Origin of the sequence: Streptomyces sp. NPDC056296 (assembly GCF_042268605.1) — a bacterium.
Classification (GTDB): Bacteria; Actinomycetota; Actinomycetes; order Streptomycetales; family Streptomycetaceae; genus Streptomyces.
Map to the genome: position 1 here is coordinate 166,512 of NZ_JBHJRX010000003.1, position 16,806 is coordinate 183,317.

Annotated in this window: 14 protein-coding genes and 1 pseudogene; 6 read left to right on the forward strand and 9 right to left on the reverse strand. The window is 73.6% G+C overall.

Annotated elements, in window-relative coordinates; genetic code table 11:
* The first annotated feature begins 225 nt into the window (after window positions 1-225).
* Complete coding sequence (locus ACFCZF_RS03790; RefSeq protein ID WP_376670247.1) at window positions 226-1,107, forward strand: SDR family oxidoreductase; 882 nt, start codon at window positions 226-228, stop codon at window positions 1,105-1,107.
* A gap of 15 nt (window positions 1,108-1,122) precedes the next feature.
* On the opposite strand, the pseudogene ACFCZF_RS03795 reads toward ACFCZF_RS03790, so the two are convergent.
* A pseudogene (locus ACFCZF_RS03795) lies at window positions 1,123-1,457 on the reverse strand (FAD-dependent oxidoreductase); the annotation flags it as partial.
* Between the two features lie 91 nt (window positions 1,458-1,548).
* Window positions 1,549-2,751, reverse strand: a complete 1,203-nt coding sequence (locus ACFCZF_RS03800) for a lycopene cyclase family protein (protein ID WP_376670248.1) — start codon at window positions 2,749-2,751, stop codon at window positions 1,549-1,551.
* A 428-nt stretch (window positions 2,752-3,179) separates the two neighbouring features.
* On the opposite strand from ACFCZF_RS03800, the gene crtI reads away from it, so the two are divergent.
* From crtI to ACFCZF_RS03820, 4 genes are read left to right on the forward strand one after another with little or no spacing between them, the layout of a single operon-like run.
* A complete protein-coding gene (gene crtI / locus ACFCZF_RS03805; protein WP_376670249.1) occupies window positions 3,180-4,697 on the forward strand; it encodes a phytoene desaturase family protein in 1,518 nt (505 codons plus the stop codon).
* Window positions 4,694-5,701 (forward strand): phytoene/squalene synthase family protein, encoded by a 1,008-nt coding sequence (locus ACFCZF_RS03810; protein ID WP_376670250.1) that lies wholly within the window; start codon window positions 4,694-4,696, stop codon window positions 5,699-5,701. Before crtI ends, ACFCZF_RS03810 begins: the two co-directional genes overlap by 4 nt.
* Complete coding sequence (locus ACFCZF_RS03815; RefSeq protein WP_376670251.1) at window positions 5,698-6,732, forward strand: DUF5914 domain-containing protein; 1,035 nt, start codon at window positions 5,698-5,700, stop codon at window positions 6,730-6,732. Before ACFCZF_RS03810 ends, ACFCZF_RS03815 begins: the two co-directional genes overlap by 4 nt.
* A gap of 16 nt (window positions 6,733-6,748) precedes the next feature.
* Window positions 6,749-7,240, forward strand: coding sequence for an MSMEG_6728 family protein (locus ACFCZF_RS03820; protein WP_376670252.1), 492 nt, complete (start codon window positions 6,749-6,751; stop codon window positions 7,238-7,240).
* Window positions 7,241-7,242: 2 nt separating this feature from the next.
* Here ACFCZF_RS03820 and ACFCZF_RS03825 read toward each other — a convergent pair whose 3' ends face one another.
* The gene (locus ACFCZF_RS03825; protein WP_376670253.1) at window positions 7,243-7,992 is read right to left on the reverse strand and encodes a hypothetical protein; all 750 of its coding nucleotides are present in this window, start codon (window positions 7,990-7,992) and stop codon (window positions 7,243-7,245) included.
* 215 nt (window positions 7,993-8,207) lie between these two features.
* Between ACFCZF_RS03825 and ACFCZF_RS03830 the strand changes: the two genes are divergently transcribed.
* A complete protein-coding gene (locus ACFCZF_RS03830) occupies window positions 8,208-9,149 on the forward strand; it encodes a DMT family transporter (RefSeq protein ID WP_376670254.1) in 942 nt (313 codons plus the stop codon).
* Window positions 9,150-9,259: 110 nt separating this feature from the next.
* On the opposite strand, the gene ACFCZF_RS03835 is transcribed toward ACFCZF_RS03830, so the two are convergent.
* The 6 genes from ACFCZF_RS03835 to ACFCZF_RS03860 form a co-directional block, all read right to left on the reverse strand.
* Window positions 9,260-10,597, reverse strand: coding sequence for a lipase family protein (locus ACFCZF_RS03835; protein ID WP_376670255.1), 1,338 nt, complete (start codon window positions 10,595-10,597; stop codon window positions 9,260-9,262).
* 289 nt (window positions 10,598-10,886) lie between these two features.
* Window positions 10,887-12,956 carry an iron ABC transporter permease gene (locus tag ACFCZF_RS03840; protein WP_376670256.1) on the reverse strand — a complete coding sequence of 690 codons (2,070 nt, stop codon included), beginning with the start codon at window positions 12,954-12,956 and terminating at the stop codon, window positions 10,887-10,889.
* A gap of 7 nt (window positions 12,957-12,963) precedes the next feature.
* Window positions 12,964-13,947 (reverse strand): ABC transporter substrate-binding protein, encoded by a 984-nt coding sequence (locus ACFCZF_RS03845; RefSeq protein ID WP_376670257.1) that lies wholly within the window; start codon window positions 13,945-13,947, stop codon window positions 12,964-12,966.
* Window positions 13,944-14,807, reverse strand: coding sequence for a siderophore ABC transporter ATP-binding protein CdtA (gene cdtA / locus ACFCZF_RS03850; protein WP_376670258.1), 864 nt, complete (start codon window positions 14,805-14,807; stop codon window positions 13,944-13,946). The genes ACFCZF_RS03845 and cdtA overlap by 4 nt, the downstream gene beginning before the upstream one ends.
* Before the next feature lie 103 nt (window positions 14,808-14,910).
* Window positions 14,911-15,474 carry an MSMEG_1061 family FMN-dependent PPOX-type flavoprotein gene (locus ACFCZF_RS03855; RefSeq protein WP_376670259.1) on the reverse strand — a complete coding sequence of 188 codons (564 nt, stop codon included), beginning with the start codon at window positions 15,472-15,474 and terminating at the stop codon, window positions 14,911-14,913.
* A gap of 136 nt (window positions 15,475-15,610) precedes the next feature.
* On the reverse strand, window positions 15,611-16,792 hold the full coding sequence (locus ACFCZF_RS03860) for a spore photoproduct lyase family protein (protein ID WP_376670260.1): 1,182 nt from the start codon (window positions 16,790-16,792) through the stop codon (window positions 15,611-15,613).
* Window positions 16,793-16,806: the final 14 nt, after the last annotated feature.

Genomic DNA, 16,806 nt, shown 5'->3' on the forward strand with positions numbered 1-16,806 from the left:
CCGGCTGCGTGCGACTGCCGCGTGTGGCCGGCTGCGTGCGACCGCCGCGTGTGGCCGGCTGCGTGCGACCGGCCATGCGCGACCGCCACGCGGGACTGGCTATGTACGACCGGCCGCGTGCGACCGTCACGCGGGACTGGCTATGTGCGACCGGCCGCGATCGACCGGCCACATGCCACCGGTCGCGATCGACCGTCCACGTGTTCCCCGAGAAAGGGCCGACCGGTGACAGACAGCCCCCTCCAGAACCGCACCGTCGTGGTGACCGGCGCCGCACGCGGACTTGGCGCCGCCCTGGCACACGCGTGCGCCCGCCGAGGTGCCCGGATCGCGCTGCTCGGCCACGAGAAGTCGCGACTGGACGCCGTGGCGGCAGACCTGCCGACCGAGGCGTTCGCAGTCGAGGCCGACGTGACCGACCCCGCCGCGCTGGACGACGCGGCCGGTGAGATCCGCGGGCGCCTGGGGCCGCCGTCGGTCGTGGTGGCGAACGCGGGTATCGCGGAAGGCGGCCCGTTCGCCACGTCGGACCCGGCCGAGTGGCGCCGCGTCGTCGACGTGAACCTGACCGGCAGCGCCCACACGGCCCGCGCCTTCCTGCCGGACCTGCTCCGCACCGCCGGATACCACCTGCAGATCGCCTCGCTGGCCTCGCTCGGCGCCGCCCCCATGATGAGCGCCTACTGCGCCTCCAAGGCGGGCGTGGAGGCCTTCACCCACTCACTGCGCGCCGAGGTGGCCCACCACGGGGTCGCCGTGGGCATCGCCTATCTCAACTGGCTCGACACCGACATGATCCGTGACGCCGACCGGTACGCGGTCCTGCGCGAGTTGCGGGCACACATGCCGGCTCCGGCCCGCCGCACCTTCCCGGCGGACTACGCCGCCGACCGGCTGGTGCGCGCCGTGGAGCGCCGCCGCACCGCCGTGTACGTGCCCGGCTGGCTGCGCCTGGCACAGGTGGGGCGCACGACCCTGCCGCCCGTGGTGCTGCGGCTGTCCCGCCGTGAGCTGCCACGGCTGGAGGCCGAGGGCGCCATGGGCCCCACCGGCGCGCTCGGCGCGGGCGGGCTGGCCGACCGCGCGGCGGAGGAAACGGGGGCGTAGAGGGCACCGCGTAGGTCAGCGCGACCCGAACCGTCGCGCCACGGCACGCAGCAGTACCGACCGTCCCCGGTCAGGCACCGTCCACAGCGTCTCCCCCGTACGCCCCACCGCTCCAGCAGGGCGTTGGCCGCGAGGAACCCGGAGGTCGCGGCGCGCTCCGTCAGGGCCACGGGCAGATCCGTCCGGACCAGGTCCCCGGCGACGACGACGGCCGGGTCGGGCGTGCGGACCGTCGGACGGTCGCGGTAGCCGCCGACGGTGAACGGCGGGCAGTCCGCCCGCCACTCGTGCCGTGCGGCCACGATCCGGGCCTCGCGGGTCTCCGGGTACACATGGTGTTGCTGACGGACGGGTGTTGCCAACAGACGGGGGGCGGGGACCCGCCCCGGGTTCCGCGCGGACGGGTCGCATACGGACAGGTCGCTTACGGACGGGCCCCGCTCAACGGACGGAGATGTGGCGGCGCGGCATCCACGGCAGCTCGGCTGCCGTGCGCAGCATCGGCAGGACGGGGGTGCGCATCCCGACCGCGAGGTCCTCGTACAGCCGGGACCGTCCGTCGAGGAAACGCAGCAGCCGCCCGGCGGGTACGCGGTCGAACAGCCGGAAGAGGAGGTCGGGGCCGTCCACCCGGCCGGTGTCCAGCGCGCGCAGCAGCACCGCGTCCATCAGCCGGGCCCGCACCGGGTGCGGGGGCGGCGGCACCGGGCGGCGGCCCGCGCGCACCGCCCGGGCTACGGCGTCGGACTGCCGCTGCACGGCGGCGAACGTGTAGCCGGTGGACGCGCGCGTCGCCCCGCCCGCCACCCCGATCCGGAAGACGGCACCGGAGCCCTCCGCCCGCCGCTCGAACACGGCGTCGGTCATCGGGATCACCCCCTGCTCCGTCGACAGGATCTCCGTGGCACCGGTGCGCAGGACGCGGCGCGTGTAGTCCTCCAGGGCGCTGTCGTACGCGGCGGACGTCAGCGGCGTCGGGCCGAACTCGGTGTACTCGACCAGCGCGGTGTGCCGCCCGGTCGGGAGCACGTAGCCGAAGGACAGGCCGCGCTCCGGCTGCCTCGTGCGGAAGTCCATCAGGTCGACCACCGCCGGGTCGAAGACCGGCCGCTCGGTGCGGACGAACCAGCCGCGGAAGTGCTGGAGGAGGCGGGTGCGGGCGGGCGGCAGACGGTCGGGCGGGCGGGAGTCGAAGACCCAGCGGGCACGCAGGCCGACGCCGGCCCCGGCGGCGTCGGTGGCCGGCACCCAGGCGGTCCCGTCCGGCAGGCCGGTGACCGTGCCGACGGTGGCCTCCAGGCGCCGGAGCCCGGCCCGCTCCTTCAGGTCACCGTCCACCAGCGCCTCGAAGTCGTCCGAGCGGATCATCTTGTAGCGGGCCGGCGCGATGTGCCGCAGGACCACCGCCCCGTCCCGGCTCCGCACCCGCAGCCACTCCCACGACGCCGTCGTCGCCGGGTCGAAGCGGCCCGGGCCCGACTCCCAGAAGCACCAGGTGCGCCGCGGTGCCCGCAGCGGACCGGGCGGCGGATCGATCAGGACGACGGAGGTCGCCGCGCCGTGCGGTGAGTGGGCCGGGAGCCGGTGCGCCAGGGAGAGACCTGCCGCCCCGGCACCGACGACGACGATGTCCGCCTCGTCCACGGCCACCTCCTTCCGTTTCCGTTTGTACGAAGAGCGTGCGCGGGCTCGGTTCCGGCGGAGTATTCCGTCCCCGTGCCGCCCTTGGACGCACCGCGCTGGTCGGCCCCAGGTGTGTCGACCCGCGGGGTCGTTCACGCGGCTGATCGGTGGCTGCCCGCCGGGCGGGTGACTGCCGGGCGGGAACGGGCTCGGGTGGCGTCATGCCGGACGTGAAGGGGGAAGGCATGACGCCGAGTCACCCCGCGGGAGCCGACGCCGGACGGTGCATCCACCGCCCGTCGTCCGGCCGAAGTAGCCCGCAGCGGCCGACGTACCCGACACGGATCGGCGCCGCAGCCGACGACGAGAGGATCCGGGATGCGCCCCAGCACGGCCGGCGACGGCCGGGAAGAGCCGCGGGACCTGCCGCACGCGGCGGAGGGCCCGCGATGACGCGGACGGTGACCGGTCGCACCGACCACGTCGTGGTCGTCGGTGCGGGGCTCGCGGGCCTGTCGGCCGCCCTGCACCTGCTGGGCTCCGGGCGGCGGGTGACGGTCGTGGAACGCGACCCGCTGCCCGGCGGTCGTGCCGGACGGCGTGAGACCGGCGGCTACCTCCTCGACACGGGCCCGACCGTACTGACGATGCCCCATCTGGCCGACGAGGCGTTCGCCGCCGTCGGCGACCGGCTTGCCGACCGCGTCGAACTCCTTCCCCTGCACCCCGCCTACCGGGCCTGCTTCGCCGACGGCGGCACCCTGGACGTCCACACCGACGCCGCCGCCATGGAGGCGGAGGTGGAGCGGTTCGCCGGGGCGCGGGAGGCGGCCGGGTACCGGCGGCTGCGCGTCTGGCTCCGGCAGCTGTACGCGGTGCAGATGCGCCGGTTCATCGACGCCAACTTCGACTCCCCGCTCGGCCTGCTCACGCCCGACCTGGCCAGACTCGCCGCCCTCGGCGGCTTCGGCCGACTGGACGCGCGCATCGGACGCTTCCTGACGGACGAACGGCTGAAACGGGTCTTCTCCTTCCAGGCCCTGTACGCCGGTGTCGCACCGGCCCGCGCGCTGGCCGCCTACGCCGTCATCGCCTACATGGACACCGTGGCCGGCGTGTACTTCCCTCGCGGCGGCATGCACGCCCTGCCCCGCGCCATGGCGGACGCCGCCGCCGACGCCGGTGCCGACCTGCGTTTCGGACAGGACGTCACCCGTCTGGAACGGTCCGGCGACCGGGTCACCGCCGTCGTCACCGCCCACGAACGCATCCCCTGCGACGCCGTCGTCCTCACCCCCGACCTGCCCGTCGTCCACCGGCTGCTGGGCCGCCGCCCGCGCCGCCCGGTCGGGCTGCGGCACGCGCCCTCCGCCGTCGTCCTGCACGCCGGCACCACCCGTACCTGGCCGCACCTCGCCCACCACACGCTCTCCTTCGGCGCCGCATGGCACCGGACCTTCGACGAACTGACCCGGACCGGCACCCTGATGACCGACCCGTCCCTGCTGATCACCCGGCCCACCGCCGGCGACCCCACCCTGGCCCCCGAGGGACGTCACCTCCACTACGTCCTCGCGCCCTGCCCCAACACCGACATCGGGCCGGACGCCCGGGCCTGGACCGACCTCGCGCCGCGTTACCGCGACCGTCTGCTCACCACCCTGGAACACCGGGGACTGACCGGCATCGCCGCCGCCATCGAGGAGGAATGCCTGGTGACACCCGCCGACTGGACCGCCCAGGGGCATGCCGCGGGCACGCCGTTCTCCGTCGCCCACACCTTCGCCCAGACGGGACCCTTCCGCCCCCGCAACCTGGTGCGCGGCACGGAGAACGCGGTCCTCGCGGGCTGCGGCACCACCCCGGGGGTGGGCGTGCCGACCGTGCTGATCTCCGGGAAGCTGGCCGCCGCCCGCATCACCGGCACACCGGCACGGCGTACGGCGACGGCGGGCGGGCGCCGATGACCCGCCGTGAACTGGACGCCGCGGGCATCACCGACCCGGCCCTGCGCGCGGCCTACACCCGGTGCCGGCTCCTCAACGCCCGGCACGGACGCACCTACTTCCTGGCGACCCGCCTCCTGCCCGCCGACCGCAGGCCGGCCGTGCACGCCCTGTACGGGTTCGCGCGGTGGGCGGACGACATCGTCGACGACATGGGGGCCGAGGCGACCACCGCCGAACGCGCGGCGACCCTCACCCGGCTCGAGGAGCAGCTGCGGCAGGCGCTGACCGATGCCGGGCCCGCCGGTGAACCCGTGGTGGTCGCCCTCGCCGACACCGCCGCCCGGTACGCCATCGACCCGGCGCACTTCACCGACTTCATGGCCTCCATGCGCAGCGACCTCACGGTCACCGACTACGCCACCTACGACGACCTGCGCACCTACATGCACGGCTCGGCCGCCGTCATCGGCCTGCAGATGCTCCCCGTGCTCGGCACCGTGACCCCCCGCGCCCGGGCCGCGCCGCACGCCGCCGCGCTGGGCGTCGCCTTCCAGCTCACCAACTTCCTGCGGGACGTGGGCGAGGACCTGGACCGGGGACGGATCTACCTCCCGGCGGACCTGCTGGCCGCGCACGGCGTCCAGCGGGACCTGCTGCTGTGGAGCAGGCGCACCGGCCGCCACGACCCCCGCATCACCGCCGCGCTGCGGGCCGCCGAGGACCTCACCCGCGCCGTCTACCGCGAGGCCGCACCCGGGCTGGCGATGCTGGACCCGGTCGCGCGCCCCTGCATCCGGACCGCCTACGTCCTCTACCGCGGCATCCTCGACGCCATCGCGGACGGCGGGTACGCGGTACTGCACCGGCGCGCGGTGGTGCGCCGCCGCCGGCGCGCCGCCGTGGCCGCCGACGGGCTGCTACGAGTGCTGTCCGCCCGGCTGAGGGCGCGGGGCGGCGCCGCTCGCGGGACGCCGCCGGTGCCGTGCCGGAACGACGCCTGCTCGGCGAAGGAGGCCGGATGAGGCCCGACCCCAGCCCCCGCCGGGGCCGCTACCCCCTGCGGCTGCGCCGCCGCCCCGTCCCCTGGCAGAACCAGCGCCCGACCTGGCGCGAGGCACGCCCCGCCCTCATCGCCCAAGCGCTCGAGCGCGCCCGGGCACGCCCCTCCGGCAACTGGTACGTCCTCGGCGCGAGTACGGAGGTACGGGCCACCCGCCCGCTGTCCGGCACGGTCGCCGGCGTCGAGGTCGTCGTCTGGCGCGACGCGCACGGGCGCCTGGTGGGCGGACCCGGCGCGTGCCCCCACCTCGGCGCCCCACTGGCCGACAGCCCGGTGCGGTGCGGCACGCTCGTGTGCCACTGGCACGGACTCGTCCTGGACGGCGCCGCGTTCGCCGGCTGGGAGCCGCTGCCGGCGCACGACGACGGCGTACTGGTGTGGGTGCGGCTGGACGCGGTGGGGGAGGAGACGCCGACGGTCGCACCCTTCGTACCCGGCAGGCCACCGCTGGCGACGGCCCTGACGTCCGTATGGCGCGGGGTCGGGGTCTGCGAACCCGAGGACGTCGTCGCCAACCGGCTCGACCCGTGGCACGGCGCCTGGTTCCACCCGTACTCCTTCGTGGACCTCACCGTCGTCGAGACGCCCGATGAGACATCCGGCGACAGCGCGGTCGCCGGTGAGGACGACGACCGCTTCGTCGTGCACGTGTCCTTCCGGCTCACCGGCCGGCTCGTCGTGCCCGTACGGGCCGAGTTCACCGCGCCGGAGCCCCGCACCGTCGTCATGCGCATCACCGACGGCGAGGGCACCGGGTCCGTCGTGGAGAGCCATGCCACGCCGCTGGGTCCGGACCGGAGCGGCCGACCGCGCACCGCGGTCGTCGAGGCGGTGCTGGCCACCTCTGACCGGCCCGGCTTCCCCGTGGCCAGGCGACTGGCACCGGCCCTGCGTCCGCTGATGCGCGCCGCCGCCGGACGCCTGTGGCGCGACGACCTCGCCTACGCCGAACGCCGCGGACACCTGCGCGAGCGCGGCCAGTTCCCCGGCTGAACGGAGCAGGACCGGCATGCAGACCTTCCTCCCCCACCCCGGCTTCCGGGCGTCGGCGCTGGCCCTGGACCGCCGCCGGCTGGGCAAACAGCGCGTCGAGGCGCTCCAGGTGCTGCGCGGCCTGACCGTGCCCGGCTACGGCTGGCGCCGGCATCCGGCGGTGCGGATGTGGACGGGCTACGAAGAGGCGCTCGTCCGGTACGGCCTGGAGGTCTGCCGGGTCTGGCGTGAGCAGGGCCACCAGGACAGCTGCGCCGCCTCGCTCGTCGCCGGGCTCGCCGTCAGCCGCCCGCACGAGCCGGTACGGGACCAGCCGGAACTGGCGCGCGCCGGGGAACTGCCGCCCTGGCTCGGGGACGACGCCTTCCACCGCAGCCATCGGTCGGCGCTGGTGCGCAAGGAGCCGGAGGTCTACGCCGAGCTGTTTCCCGGGGTCCCGGACGACCTGCCCTATGTGTGGCCGGCCTCGGACCGGGAGCGTGGGGAGGCGGGGAGCGGCGCCCAGTAGGGTCAGGCCTGCTGCTCGCCGGCCAGTTCCTTCATGTCGACGGTCTGGTCGGCAGGCGGCTGCTCGGCGTTCACCGGCTTGTTGTAGTCACTGAACGTGACGCTGCCCGGGTTCTTGCCGCCCTCGGTCGTGGTCTTCAGGATGTACGGCTCGCCCTCCGTGGCGACGTACAGGGCGAGGGTCTCCCCGGCCGAGCCCTTCTTGGTGAGCTTCAGGGCCTCCTCGCCGTCCACCTCCGTCGTGTCGCCGCGCTTCATGCCCTGGCGCTCGGACTTGTCCTCGTCCATGGCGGAGATGAAGCCCTGCTTGTCGCAGACACCGGTGGTCGTGGCGTCGTTCGCGGGCATCTTCACCCACTTGTCCCGCAGCTTCGGGGCCATCTTCTGCGCCGATTCGGGCTGCTGCTTCAGGGCGTTCTGCCAGTACTGCTCGTCGCCGCGCAGGTAGAGGGTCGCGTCGGTGTGCCGCACGTCCGCGGTGGACTCGCCGGTGCCGATGGTGCCCTGACAGTTCTTCTCCTGGTCGACCGAGACGTCGATGGTGACGGTGCTGCCGTCCTCCAGACGGTTGTCGCCCTTCACGTGCATGGACTTGGCCTGCCGCGTGGCCTCGACCGCCTTCGCGGCGATGTCGTCGGCGCTCTGCCCCTCGAAGGGCTTGCTCTCGTCGCCGGAATCGCCGCCGCAGCCGGCCAGTAAGGCGACCGAGACGCTCGCGGTCGCCACAGCGCTTGCCACTTTGCTGGTGCGCACTGGAAGTCCTTTCCCATGTCTGTTCATTACCGTCAAATCCCTTGCTTTCCCGATGTGTTGGCACCGGGATGTTCCGACTACCCCGGATTCCTGTGACATGCACGTGATGAAGAAGCCGTGATGTGCGTGTGGGCGCGGTGACCGTCGTTTGGTCCCCGATGACGCCCCTGAAGTGGACCCCGTCACGGGCCGCCGCGCTTTCTAGCGTCGTGGTCATGAACGCCACCACCACGCGCGGAGCCCTGCTCGCCGCGCTCGCCTGTGTCCTCGTCGGAGGGTCCTTCACCGCCAACAGCCTGCTCGGCGACTACCCGTACGCGGGCGGCCAGTTCCTGCGCTACGGCCTGGCCTTCCTGCTTCTCGTCCCGTTCGCCGGCCCCGGCGCGACGACCCGGCTGCGCACGCTGGGAGCAGGCCGCTGGCTGCGCCTCGCGCTGCTCGCCGCCGTCGGCATGGTCGGCTTCAACCTGGCCGTTCTCGCCGCGGAACGCACGGCGGAACCGGCGGTCCCCGGCGTCTTCGTGGGCTGCGCGCCCGTGGTGGTCGCCGTCCTCGTCCCCCTCCTGGACGGGCGCCGACCGCAACGCGTGGTGCTGTACGGGGCGTTGTTCGTGGCCGTGGGCGCGTTCACGGTCCAGGGGTGGGGGCGTACCGACGGCGTGGGCATCGCCTTCTCCGTGTGCGCCCTGGTCGGCGAGGTCGGTTTCGCCGTCCTCGCGGTGCCCGTACTGCGGCCCCTGGGCCCTCGGCTGCTGTCCACCGTGGTGTGCGGTGTGGCGGCCGTCGAGTCGGCATTGGTGGGTGTCCTGGCCGACGGGGGTGGTTGGCTGCGGCGGCCGGACGCGGTCGAGGCCGGTGCGCTCCTGTGGCAGGCGGTGGTCGTCACCGTCGTCGGGTTCGTGTGCTGGTACATGGGCATGCAGCGGATCGGGGCGGAGCGCGCCACGCTGTTCTCCGGCCTGATCCCCGTCGCCGCCGCCTGCACGGCACCGCTCGTCGGCACGGGCTCCTACGGCGCCGCGCAGGCCGTGGGCAGTGCCCTGGTCTGCGCCGGGGTCGCCGTGGGGTCGGGCGCCGTGTCGCTGAGGCTCGCGCGCCCGGGCCGCGTGCCGGGGACGCGTCAGCGGACCTCGGAGCGCTCCTTGGAGAAGCTGTAGAGGTCCTTCGAGGTGCTGATGAATTCCCGGACGATCATCGCGACGGCGCCGACGGCGTACGGCGGGCCCCCGGCGGATGTCCGCCGGGGGCGCTGTGCGACCGTCAGGGCTCAGGGCTGTACGGGCATGCTCCAGCAGTTGGAGCCGGCCGGCTTCCCCGAGAGGCGGTCGGTGAGCCAGGAGATGGCCTTGCCCTGGTCGGCGAGGAGCGGGGCGAAGTGGTTGAGCAGGCCACTGCCGACACCGGGCAGCAGGACCGCGTCGTAGGTGACCTTCGCGCCCTTGCGGCACCAGTCGACGGCCAGTCGGCGGGACTGCTCGTGGGGGACCAGGTCGTCGCTGACGCCTGTGGCCACGCGCACCGGGCCGGCGGGTTTCAGCGAGCCGATGCGCTGTTCGGCCAGGAAGGCCTGCAGCGTCGGCTCGGCCCGGATGATGTCGCTGATCGACTGCCCGGTCTCCGTCCAGTCGGTGCTGCTGTCGCCTCCGTATTCGAAGAGCGCGTCGCCGACGCACATGGTCGACAGGTCCTTGAGCGCCTCCTCGCCGGCCGTGTTGATGTACCGGTCGGCGATGGGCCGCAGGGCCGGCTCGGTCTGCAGGAAGCCGTTGAGCGACCAGCCCAGCGCGCCCGCCAGGTCGCCGCCGTCGATGGCCGCGGTCACCTCTGTCAGGTCGGCGGGCGGAGCGCCCGCGTAGGTGCCCGCCAACTCGACGTCCGGGGCGTAGGACGGCTGGAGCTCGGCCGCGGCGGCCGTCGCCCCGCCGCCCTGGCTGTACCCGAAGAGGCCGACCCGGGACTCGGGGGTGACCGACGCCGAGTCGAGGGAGCGCGCGGCGCGTACGGCGTCCAGTACGGCGTGTGCTCCGTCGACGCGGTTGACGTAGGTGTGCAGCCGGTCGGTGGTGCCGAGGCCGACGTAGTCGGTGACGACGACCGCGACGCCGCGCAGCAGCAGCCGGTAGATCGACAAGTCCTCGTAACCCACCGACACCGTCTCGCCGTTGAGCAACAGAGGGTGCTCCAGGGCCATCGAGGCGGCGCACTGGTCGCCCTGGCCCATGGTGCCGGGTGCCACGGCGACCAGGGGTCGCGGTCCGCCGCCGCGCCACTTCGCGGCCGGCTCGATGTAGGCGCCGGTGACGGCGACCGGTTCGCCGTTCGCGTCGGTGGACTTGTACATCAGCCGGGTCGCCCGTCCCGGAAGGGGGCCGTCGAGACTGGGCAGGCTCAGTGCGAGGCGCAGCGGTTCGCTGCGGACCAGCGCGCCGTCGGCGTCGGGCAGCGTGGACGGCGGCGTGTAGAAGGCGGGTATCTCGACGCCGCGGGACACCTCCGTGGCCACGTCGGCGGCCGACCCGCCGGCAGCGGCGGCCGGGACGGCCTGCGCACCGAGGGCGAGCGCGACCGTGACGGCCGCGGCGAGCGTGCGTGGGCGTGGGGGCATGGCGAACCTCCTGGGGAAGGGCCGGGAACCGGTCGTCCGCGGCCCGGTGGGGTCAGGGCCGTGGTCGCGCTGCTCCTGTGGGGTGACGGGACCGTAACCGGCCAGGAGTTACCCCGGGTAGCGTCATGCTTATTACGGTTCAGTAACTTGACGCATTGTCTAACAACGGTCACGCCGCGAACGAGGACGTGCCCGACTTGCCGACGGGAAACGGTATGGCCCGCCACCCCGTCAGGGCAGCGGGCCAAGCCCGGTCGGTCGGCTGGAGCACCGGTGCCGTGAGGTTCGCCTACCGGCGGCTGCGCACCAGCAGATACAGGAAGTACGGCGTACCGATGACCGCCGTCATGAGCCCCGCGCCGAGCTGCGCCGGCGCGATCACTGTGCGGCCGATGAGGTCGGCCGCGCAGACGAGCGTGGCGCCGAGGAGGATCGCGACGGGCAGGACCCGCACGTGCCGCCGGCCCACGAGGGCGCGGGCGGCGTGCGGGGCCACGAGCCCGACGAAGCCGATGGTGCCCGCGCAGGCCACGGCCGTCGAGCTGAGTACGACGCTGAGCACGAGGAAGCCGAGGCGTCCCGGACCCAGCGGAAGGCCCAGCAGCCGCGGTGTGTCCTCGTCCAGCGAGATCAGGTCCAGCTCGGTGCGCCGGGCGACCGCCACGCCGATGCCGACGACCAGGGCCAGCGCGACCGGCACGATGTCCGGCATGGTCCGCCCGTAGGTGGAACCGGACAGCCAGGTCAGTGCCTTCGTCGCGTTGAACGGGTCGGTGAGCACGATCAGCAGGCTGATCAGCGCCGCCGTCCCGGAGGCCGTGCCGATGCCGACGAGGACCAGGCGGTTCTGCTGGAAGCCGCCCCGGGCAGCGAGCCCGAAGACGAGGACCGCGGTGACGGCGGACCCCGCGAAGGCGGCACCGGCGACGCCCCACGTGCCGGCGACGGGCGCGGTGGTCACCAGGATCACGGCCCCCAGCGCGCCGCCGCCGGTGACGCCCAGGACGTTGGGTTCCGCGAGCGGGTTGCGGGTCACGGCCTGCACCAGTGTGCCGGCCAGGGCCAGCGCCGCGCCCGCGCAGAGCGCCGCGAGCACCCGGGGCACCCGGGTGTCCAGGACGAAGGAGACGGTCCGTCCGGCCCGCCCCTGCGCCCAGTTGACGACGTCACCGAGCAGCAGCTTGCTGTCGCCGACCAGCACGGCGGCGATCACGAGGCCGACCAGGGCGGCGGCCAGGACCGCCACGGTGGCCAGGAACACCGTCCGGCTCGGGATGCGCAGCCGGTCGGGCGCGCCGGCCCCGGCCGTGTCCTTCAGCCGCAGCGCCATGACGACCAGGAACACGGCGCCGACCAGGCTGGTGACGACACCCGTGGGGACGGCCACCGAGAGGTCGTCCGCGACGAGGGTCCGCAGCAGCACGTCGGAACCGAGGACCAGGGCCGCGCCGGTGAGCGCCGCCGCGAGCATGGTCGTACGGGATCGCGCGAAGCCGCGGAACCGGCGGGCGAGCGGGCGGACGAGGGCGGGTGCGCACAGGCCGACGAATCCGATCGGCCCGGCGAGCGTGACCGCGGCGGCCGACAGCAGCGCTGCCAGGACGACGACCGTGACCCGGGTGGCCCGCACCGGGACGCCCAGTCCACGCGCGGCGTCGTCGCCGAGCGCGAGCGCGTCCACCCGACGGGCCGTCAGCATCAGCCCGACGAGCCCGATCAGGGCGATGGGCAGCATCTGCAGGATGCCGTCGAAGCCGTTCTGGCCGATGCTGCCCTGGTTCCACTGGTAGAGGCCGTCCGTCTGCTCGGGGAAGAGCAGGAGCAGTCCCTCCGTCATGGAGTTCAGGCCCAGCATCAGCGCGGTGCCGGCGAGTACCAGCCGGACGGTGCCCGTGCCGAGCCCGGACAGACCGAGCACGACGGCCGCCGCCGCCAGACCGCCGGCGAAGGCGACGCCGGAGGAGGCGATCATCGGCAGCGAGACGCCGGTGGCGCCGACCAGCCCGAGCGCCAGGTAGGAACCGGCGTTCACGGCCAGGGTGTCGGGGGATGCCAGCACATTGCGGCTGACCGCCTGGAGCACGGCACCGGCCGTGCCGAGGACGGCACCGACCAGGAGCCCCGCGGCCATCCGGGGCAGCCGGGACGCGATCACGACGGACGCGTCGTCCGGATCGGCCTGCCCGGTCAGGGCCTTGAACACCTCGGCGGGTCCCACGGCTGCGGTGCCCTGGGTGATGTCGACGACGGCCAGGACGGCGACCAGCAGGACGAGTCCGGCCGTCACCGCGGCCGCACCCGACCGGGACGTGGGAGCCGTCGACGGACGGGCAGCGGGCTTGGTTGCGGTGACGGCCATGGCCTCGCTACTTCGTCAGCGCGCCGACGACGGCGTCGATGTACGCCTGCATCGACCCGGGGCCACCGAACATCCAGATTCCGTCGTTCAGCCGGTGCACGTCGCCGGCCTGCACGAACGGCAGGGACTTCCACACCGAGTTCTTGGCCAGCGCGCCGGTGAACGGGGTCGCGGCCGGGTCCTCGTCGTTGCCGATGTAGACGAAGTGGGTGTCCTTCGGCAGGGCGGTCAGGCCCTCGACGTCGGTGGAGGCGAGACCGTAGGCCTCGTCGCCCTTCATCTTCCAGGCGTTCTTCAGGCCGATGGCCTCGTTGACCTCACCGATGAGGGAGGTCGCGGTGTAGGGACGGATCGAGACCTGGTTGGAGGTCACGTAGCCGTCGGCGAAGGCGATCTCCTGGTCGGCCATCTTGGCGTCGGCCAGGGCCTTCTTGCCCTCGGCGACCTTCGCCTCGAAGTCGGCGCGGAGCGTCTTCGCCTTGTCCGTGGTGCCGGTGGCCTTGGCGATGAGGTCGATGTTGTCGAGCATCTGCCCGATCTGGTCGGTGCCGTCGGCGGACTTCAGCTCCAGCACCGGGGCGACCTCGCGCAGCTGCTTCACGGCGGCGGGCGGCAGGTCCGTGGTGGCGACGATGAGGTCGGGAGCGAGGGAGGCGACGGTGTCCATGCTCGGCTCGCCGCGCGTGCCGATGTCCTTGGGCTCGTTCTTCAGCGGGACCGAGGTGTCCCACGTCTTGTAGCCCTTGACGTCCGCGACGCCGACCGGGTCGACGCCCAGCGAGATGAGGCTCTCGACGGCGTTCCACTCGGTGGCGACGACCTTGGTGGCCGGGCCGTCGAGCTTCACCTCGGTGCCCTTGCCGTCCTTGAGCGTGATGGCCTCGGAGGCCTTCTTCTCGGTCTTGTCGGCGGCGGGCTCGGTGGTGCCGCAGGCGGCGAGGGTGAGCGCCGCGGCGGTGGTGGCGGCCGCGGTGAGCAGGAGGCGTCTCATGAGGTGGTGCCGAGCCTTTCGGGGGTTCGTATGTGGTGGCGGCCGATCGGGCGGGTGCGCAGCCGGCCGGTCAGGGGGTCGGTGTCGACTTCGATCCGGATGCCGTAGACGGCACTGAGGCGTTCCGGCGTCAGCACGTCCTCGGGCGGGCCGTCGGCGACGATCCGGCCCGCTTCGAGGAGCGTGATCCGGTCGGCGACGGCCGCGGCCTGGTCGAGGTCGTGCAGGACGACACCGACGGCGGTGCCGTGGTCGTCCGCCAGGTCGCGGATGAGGTCGAGGAGTTCGATCTGGTAGCGCAGGTCGAGGTACGTCGTCGGTTCGTCCAGGAGCAGGACCCCGGTCTCCTGGGCGAGACAGCTCGCGAGCCACACCCGCTGCAACTGCCCGCCGGACAGGTGGTCCGCGCCGCGGTCGGCGAGGCCGTCGACGCCGGTGAGCGCGAGCGCCCGGTCGACGGCGGCCGGGCCGTCCGGATCCGGCCGCCCCCAGCGGCCCCGGTACGGATAGCGGCCGAACTCGACGACGTCCCGGACGGTCAGCCCGCCGGGGGTCGGACGCCCCTGCGTCAGCAGGGCGACGTACCGCGAGAACTCACGGGACGTCAGCGCCAGGCCGTCGGTGTCCCCGTCGATCCTGAGCGTGGCACTGCGGGCACGCTGGAGCCGGGCGACGGTCCGCAGCAGCGTCGACTTGCCGCTGCCGTTCGGGCCCACCAGGACGGTCACTTCACCGGGCCTGAGCCGGACCTCCGCGTCGTGCACGACATCGACACCGGCGTACGCCACGGTCACACCGGTCGCCGACAGTTCATGACCGCGCAGGCGCGGGGGGCCGGCTGCGTCTTCACCAGATCTCACGTGGCGAAGGTTAGCCTAACCTAAAAAGCGCTGGTAGGGGCGGGGCTAACACCGCCCCGGCGGCGACCCTGGCGCCCCGTTCGCCGCCGGCCGGACGACGGGCTCAACTCGCCTTCCACGACTGGGGTTTCCACAGACCCGCCCGGTTCAGGGACTGCGGGCAGTGAAGATAGATTTCGTCGATCTCCAGGAGCAGGGCGAGGTCCGGACGCCGCCCGTCCCGTGCCATCGCGTCGAAGAAGGGGGCGTCGGTGAGGAGACGGGCCCGGCCGTTGACGCGCAGCACCTCCTTGCCACCGGGGATCAGGTAGAGCAGTCCGGCGTGCGGATTGTCGAGAATGTTGTGGAAGCTGTCCCCCCGGCGGTTCCCCGGCCGGTCCGGCAGGGCGAGGGTGCCGGGTGAGAGGACGTGCGTGAAGCCCGGGGTGTCACCGCGCGGCGAGACGTCGCAGTTGCCCTCGGCGTCCGAGGTGGCCAGCAGGCAGAACGGGGAGCGGGCCAGTATCTCCCGGTCCTCGTCCGTGAGCCGGTCGTGGACCTTGTCAATGACGATGGGCCAGGGCTCGCCCAGCAGCTCGCGCAGTTCCGCGCGCGAGCCGAGCTCGACCCAGCCCTCCTCGGTGACGGCGTCCGGTCGTTCTCCGGTCGCGTCGATCGTGTGCGGCAAGGCCGGCTCCCCAGGTGTGTGCTTGCCGGAAGTGTGGCCTTCCGGCGGATGGTTGCACCCGGCACGTTATCTGATGTTAGGTCCGCCTTACCCGCCGCCCGGAGCGACGCGGAGCGCGGGCAGGGCGGTGCGACCCTCAGAAGGCGTACCGGACGCGCAGCCAGGGCGCACGGGCGGCGACGAGCGCGCGGAGCCGCTCCACCGCCCCGGCCTTGACGTCATTGCGGTAGCGCACGTTCAGCGCGCCGTTCTCCGAGCGCTTGGCCTGCTGGAGCTCGGGCCGCCACAGCACCTCCTCGGCGCGCGGGTGCCAGCCGAGGTTGACCTCGTGCAGTTCCCGGTTGTGGGTCAGCATGATCACCTCGGCGGCGGCCTGGCGCTTGACCCGGTCCGGCAGGACGTCGTCGAGGTGCCGCAGCAGCTCCGCCCACGCCTCCTCCCAGCCCGGCCGCACCACCACGGGGGAGAGGTTGAAGTGCACCTCGTAGCCGGCGTCCAGGAAGTCGCCCGCCGCGGCGATGCGCTCGGCGACCGGAGAGGTGCGCACGTCCAGCAGCCGGGAGTCGTCCGGCGGCATCACGGAGAAGCGGATCCGGGTCCGCCCGCGCGGGTCGAGGGCGAGCAGGTCGGGATTGACGAACTTGGTGGCGAAGGACGCCTTGGCCGTCGGCCACTGCCGGAAGGCGTGCACCAGGTCCGCGGTGTTGTCGCAGATCAGGGCGTCCACCGAGCAGTCGCCGTTCTCGCCGACGTCGTAGACCCAGGCTGCGGGGTCGCACTGGTTCGGCTCGGGCTTGGGTCCCTGCCGGGCGATGTGCCGGCCGAGGTGGGCGATGATCCGGTCGATGTTGGTGAAGACGGTGACGGGGTTGGCGTACCCCTTGCGGCGCGGCACGTAGCAGTAGGCGCAGGCCATGGCGCAGCCGTTGGAGGCGCCGGGGGCGATCCAGTCGGCGGAGCGGCCGTTGGGGCGGCTGGTCAGCGTCTTCCTCTCGCCCAGGACCAGCGTCTCGCCCTTGACCCGCACCCAGCGCTCCACGTTGCCCTCGTTGCCGTGCAGGCCGGGGACGCCCCAGTGCGAGTCCACCTCGACCACACGGGCCTCGGGGAACCGGGCGATCACCTGCCGGCCGCGCGGAGAGGCGGCCGCCGCCGGCTCGGCGTGGATCTCCCGTACGGGCAGCAGCCGGCGGGCGGCGGCGGAGTCCCGGAAGAGCGGTCCGGCGGCGGGCGCGGCGTCCGGCGGACCGGGCGTCAGGGCGTCGAGGCCGAACAGGGTGCCGGAGCCGTCGTCCGGTGCGGTGGACGGGTCGTGCATGGGTGGGTGCTCCG

Coding starts and splice junctions, on each gene's coding strand:
- crtI (WP_376670249.1), top strand. CDS start 3,180: ATGACGCGGACGGTGACCGGTCGCACCGACCACGTCGTGGTCGTCGGT.
- ACFCZF_RS03810 (WP_376670250.1), top strand. CDS start 4,694: ATGACCCGCCGTGAACTGGACGCCGCGGGCATCACCGACCCGGCCCTG.
- ACFCZF_RS03815 (WP_376670251.1), top strand. CDS start 5,698: ATGAGGCCCGACCCCAGCCCCCGCCGGGGCCGCTACCCCCTGCGGCTG.
- ACFCZF_RS03820 (WP_376670252.1), top strand. CDS start 6,749: ATGCAGACCTTCCTCCCCCACCCCGGCTTCCGGGCGTCGGCGCTGGCC.
- ACFCZF_RS03830 (WP_376670254.1), top strand. CDS start 8,208: ATGAACGCCACCACCACGCGCGGAGCCCTGCTCGCCGCGCTCGCCTGT.
- ACFCZF_RS03835 (WP_376670255.1), bottom strand. CDS start 10,597: ATGCCCCCACGCCCACGCACGCTCGCCGCGGCCGTCACGGTCGCGCTC.
- ACFCZF_RS03840 (WP_376670256.1), bottom strand. CDS start 12,956: ATGGCCGTCACCGCAACCAAGCCCGCTGCCCGTCCGTCGACGGCTCCC.
- ACFCZF_RS03845 (WP_376670257.1), bottom strand. CDS start 13,947: ATGAGACGCCTCCTGCTCACCGCGGCCGCCACCACCGCCGCGGCGCTC.
- ACFCZF_RS03860 (WP_376670260.1), bottom strand. CDS start 16,792: ATGCACGACCCGTCCACCGCACCGGACGACGGCTCCGGCACCCTGTTC.